Raw genomic sequence first — 3,098 nt, forward strand, 5'->3', positions numbered from 1 at the left:
CCGTCGTGCACGACGGCTTCGAGTTCTGGCTGGAGGACGCCGAGAACTCCTCCCCGGAGGTCGCCGCGTCCCTGGAGCGCGCCAACGAGGCCGCGATCCCGACCGCCCGGCTGTCCGGCGTCGAGGCGGCGTACTGGTGCCGCACGCCGGAGAAGAACCACCTGCGGTGGGTCATGCCGCACCCCGAGGAGCAGCTGCTCGACGCGCTGTCGCGGCTGCACGCCGCGGGCAACTCGGCGCTCGGCGAGGGCACTCGGCTCGTCGGCTCGTTCCGGGCGCACGGCCTCGTGGTGCCGGTGTGGGACCTGCCGAGCACCGTGGAAGCGGAGGACGTGGAGAAGCCGGCCGCCGAGTTCGCCGAGCGGCTCGCCGAGGCCCTCGCCTCGAACGCACCCCTGACCCCGGAGGAGCGGCGGGCGCGCGGCGGGCTCACCAACCGCCAGGTGACGCTGAGCTGACGTCCGGGCCCCGGCCCCGGATGCGGGTACTCCCGTGCCCGCGTCCGGGGCCGGGTGACCCCCGTCACAACCCGTCAACTCCCCTGCGGGAGCGGCGAAATCGCTTTCCGGAAATCCCTGATCGAATTTGCGATCGGCGGATCTCTTGTTACCGTTCTGGAAGCCCGGTCGCTGGTGCATCCCCCGTCGCCAGCGACCGGGCGCTTCCATGTCCGGCCCCGGTCGCGGGCGTGGCACCGGCCCTCCGACCGGCGGCGGATTCAGGGGGGTTGCTGCCGGAGCGCAGCAGGAGCCGATCCGAGTCGGCGGACGCGATCTCCGCCACCGCCCCGTAATCCACCCCGCCCTCGGCTTCACCGCCCGCCAGGACTCGCGCCCCGTCAGTCTGACCTGATGTGGCGGCCCCGCGCTGCCGCGCGTTGGGGCCCGCCCCCGGCGCGTGCGGCGTCTCACACGCCCCCGGCTTCCCCTCTGCCGCCAGCGTGCAGTGCACCTGCACGGTCCGGCCGTCGGGGCGCATCAGGCTCAGGACGGCGCGCAGCGTACGGCCGGTGGCATTGCGGTAGTACGTGCGCCCCCAGGTGTCCGGCCCGGCGCTCAGCACACAGGTCTGCGCCTCCACCCCTTCCGGGGAGGCGAGTTCGGGCCCGCACCGCGCCTTGCCGGCCAGACCGATCTCGGACAGCAGACCGGAGCCGCGGGGCGGCGGCAGGGCGGTGGAAAGGGAGGGCGCCGCGGCAGGCGCCTGCGAGGTCCCCCCGCTCCCGACCCGGTCCGGCGAGCCGGCCGTCGCGGCGGCCAGCGGCAGCGAGACGGCGGCGATCGTGACCGCCGCGAGCGCGGCCGTACGGAGAGCCGACCCGCGCGGATTCGTCGCACGCTCCATGTGGACCCACCCCGCAACTCGCTGAGGACGCTTGCTCAGACGCACCCGGAACGTCTGACGGCAGGCCGAAACATATCCGGCAGAGCGGGGCCGACCGGACGCGCCCAGCCGCTTCCCCGGGAACTCCGCCCACCTCGCACCCGTACGAGTGAACACAGCAGAAAGCCGGTCCCCGTGTTGACGGGGGACCGGCTCGCAGTGCCGCCCGGATCAGGCTCGTACGCCCGTACGCCGACGGGCCGCGTACCGCGTCAGTAGGTGAGCCGGCTTCCGCCGCCGGGCGCGCCCGTGCTCGCCCGGACCAGCGCGTCCACGACCGCCTCCACGTCCGGCAGCCAGGGCGCGGCCGAACCGGGCAGCGGAGCCCGCTCCCAGCGGACCGGGCCGGTGCCGGTCTCGGAGGGCGGAAGGGCCACGTAGCCGCCTTCGCCGTGGAACCGCAGCGAGCTGGGCACCCAGTCCTGGCGGTGCAGCAACTCGCCCAGCACTTCGAGGGAGTAGGGGGCGACGAGGATCGACCAGCGGGTCGGCGTCGCGACCACGGGGCCGAGGCGGATGCCCATCCGGTCCAGCGCCACGAGGGCCTCGGCCGCGGCGGCCGCGGGCAGGCTCAGCGCGCAGGGCGCGCTGCCGCCGGTGGCCAGGATGATCGGCGCGGTCGGGCGGTTCCGCCACCACCACCGCACCATGCGGGCGTCCGTCGTGGCCGCGAGCAGCCCGGGGTCGAAGGGATGCGCGCCGGGAACCACGCAGTCCGGGTGCGGACAGCTGCAGCCGCGCGGACCAGTGCCCCACACTCCGCCGCCGGACTGGAGCCCGACGCCCGGGAGCACGGGCCACTGCCACTCGGTGGCGCAGGTCAGCGCCGCTTCGAGCAGGGTCGACTTCCCGTCGCGCTTGCGCCGGGGCAGGAGCCTGCGTCGCCTTCCGAGGATCTCGCGCATGAGCGCTCGTTCCTTTCCGTTAACGCCGAGGGGCCGTAATCCATCGCGTCATCACACGCTGTATCGGCATACGTACCACTGGTCGGATGGAGCCGGGTCTACCGGACTGCCTGGTGTACCGATCGAGCTGCTGAGCAGTACGCGGTGTTGCGCGGGCCCGTTCAGTCCGTTCACACCACGTGGAGCATTCGGCACTGCGCGTCCATAGCAGCGCATCACATCGCGGGCCGAGCGCGGGACATGGCGAGGGGTGGCGCTCACATGGCGCTTACCGTCCCCGTTCCGCCTCCGCGCCGCAGCACGGAGGGCCCCACGCCACTCGGGGATGGGCGGCCTTCGCCAAGTAAGACGTCCGAGGCCGCCGCGAGGTTCCGGGGCGCCCCCAACTGCCCCTGCCCTTCTCCGAGTACGTACCCACCGCGGTGGATATGACGCGTTGTCGAATGGCTTCAGTCGACCGCAAATTGACGGCCGTGGGGAGTTTTTTCAGCCAACCTGGAATCACCATAGACACCAACAACCCCGTCCGCACAATGCTGGACACACCAGACGGCTGCGTGTAGATGTGGAGGCATTGATAGCGGCGCAGCATGACATGGGGGTTTGCGATGCTATTGCGTGAAATTGACCGCCGGAACGATCGCGCGACAAATCCTAACAAAACGCCGCGATTCAGAACAGCCAGCGCCCTGTTGAGGGCGGATGCGCGCCGGTGGCCCATGGCGCCGCGGACCTGGTCCGGAGGTCGTCGGCCATGAGCGCCCCGCACCTTCCGAAAGTGGCCGGAATCGAGCCCTCGCTCCCCTCACC

Annotated in this window: 3 protein-coding genes; 1 reads left to right on the forward strand and 2 read right to left on the reverse strand. The window is 72.2% G+C overall.

Features of this window, described 5'->3' with window-relative positions:
• On the forward strand, positions 1–458 hold a 458-nt coding region (locus AOK16_RS15980), incomplete at its 5' end, for a DUF5926 family protein (protein ID WP_240483595.1).
• A gap of 148 nt (positions 459–606) precedes the next feature.
• Here AOK16_RS15980 and AOK16_RS15985 read toward each other — a convergent pair.
• Together AOK16_RS15985 and AOK16_RS15990 are read right to left on the reverse strand one after the other, a co-directional pair.
• Entirely contained in the window at positions 607–1,344 is a 738-nt protein-coding gene (locus AOK16_RS15985; protein WP_240483596.1) for a hypothetical protein, read from the reverse strand.
• Positions 1,345–1,595: 251 nt separating this feature from the next.
• The gene (locus AOK16_RS15990) at positions 1,596–2,288 is read right to left on the reverse strand and encodes a bifunctional DNA primase/polymerase (protein ID WP_055472912.1); all 693 of its coding nucleotides are present in this window, start codon (positions 2,286–2,288) and stop codon (positions 1,596–1,598) included.
• Positions 2,289–3,098 lie beyond the last annotated feature (810 nt).

The sequence above is a fragment of the Streptomyces pathocidini genome, from assembly GCF_001418495.1.
GTDB lineage: Bacteria > Actinomycetota > Actinomycetes > Streptomycetales > Streptomycetaceae > Streptomyces > Streptomyces pathocidini.

Excerpts from the sequence above, each read along its gene's own strand:
- AOK16_RS15985 (WP_240483596.1), bottom strand. The coding sequence starts at position 1,344 with ATGGAGCGTGCGACGAATCCGCGCGGGTCGGCTCTCCGTACGGCCGCG.
- AOK16_RS15990 (WP_055472912.1), bottom strand. The coding sequence starts at position 2,288 with ATGCGCGAGATCCTCGGAAGGCGACGCAGGCTCCTGCCCCGGCGCAAG.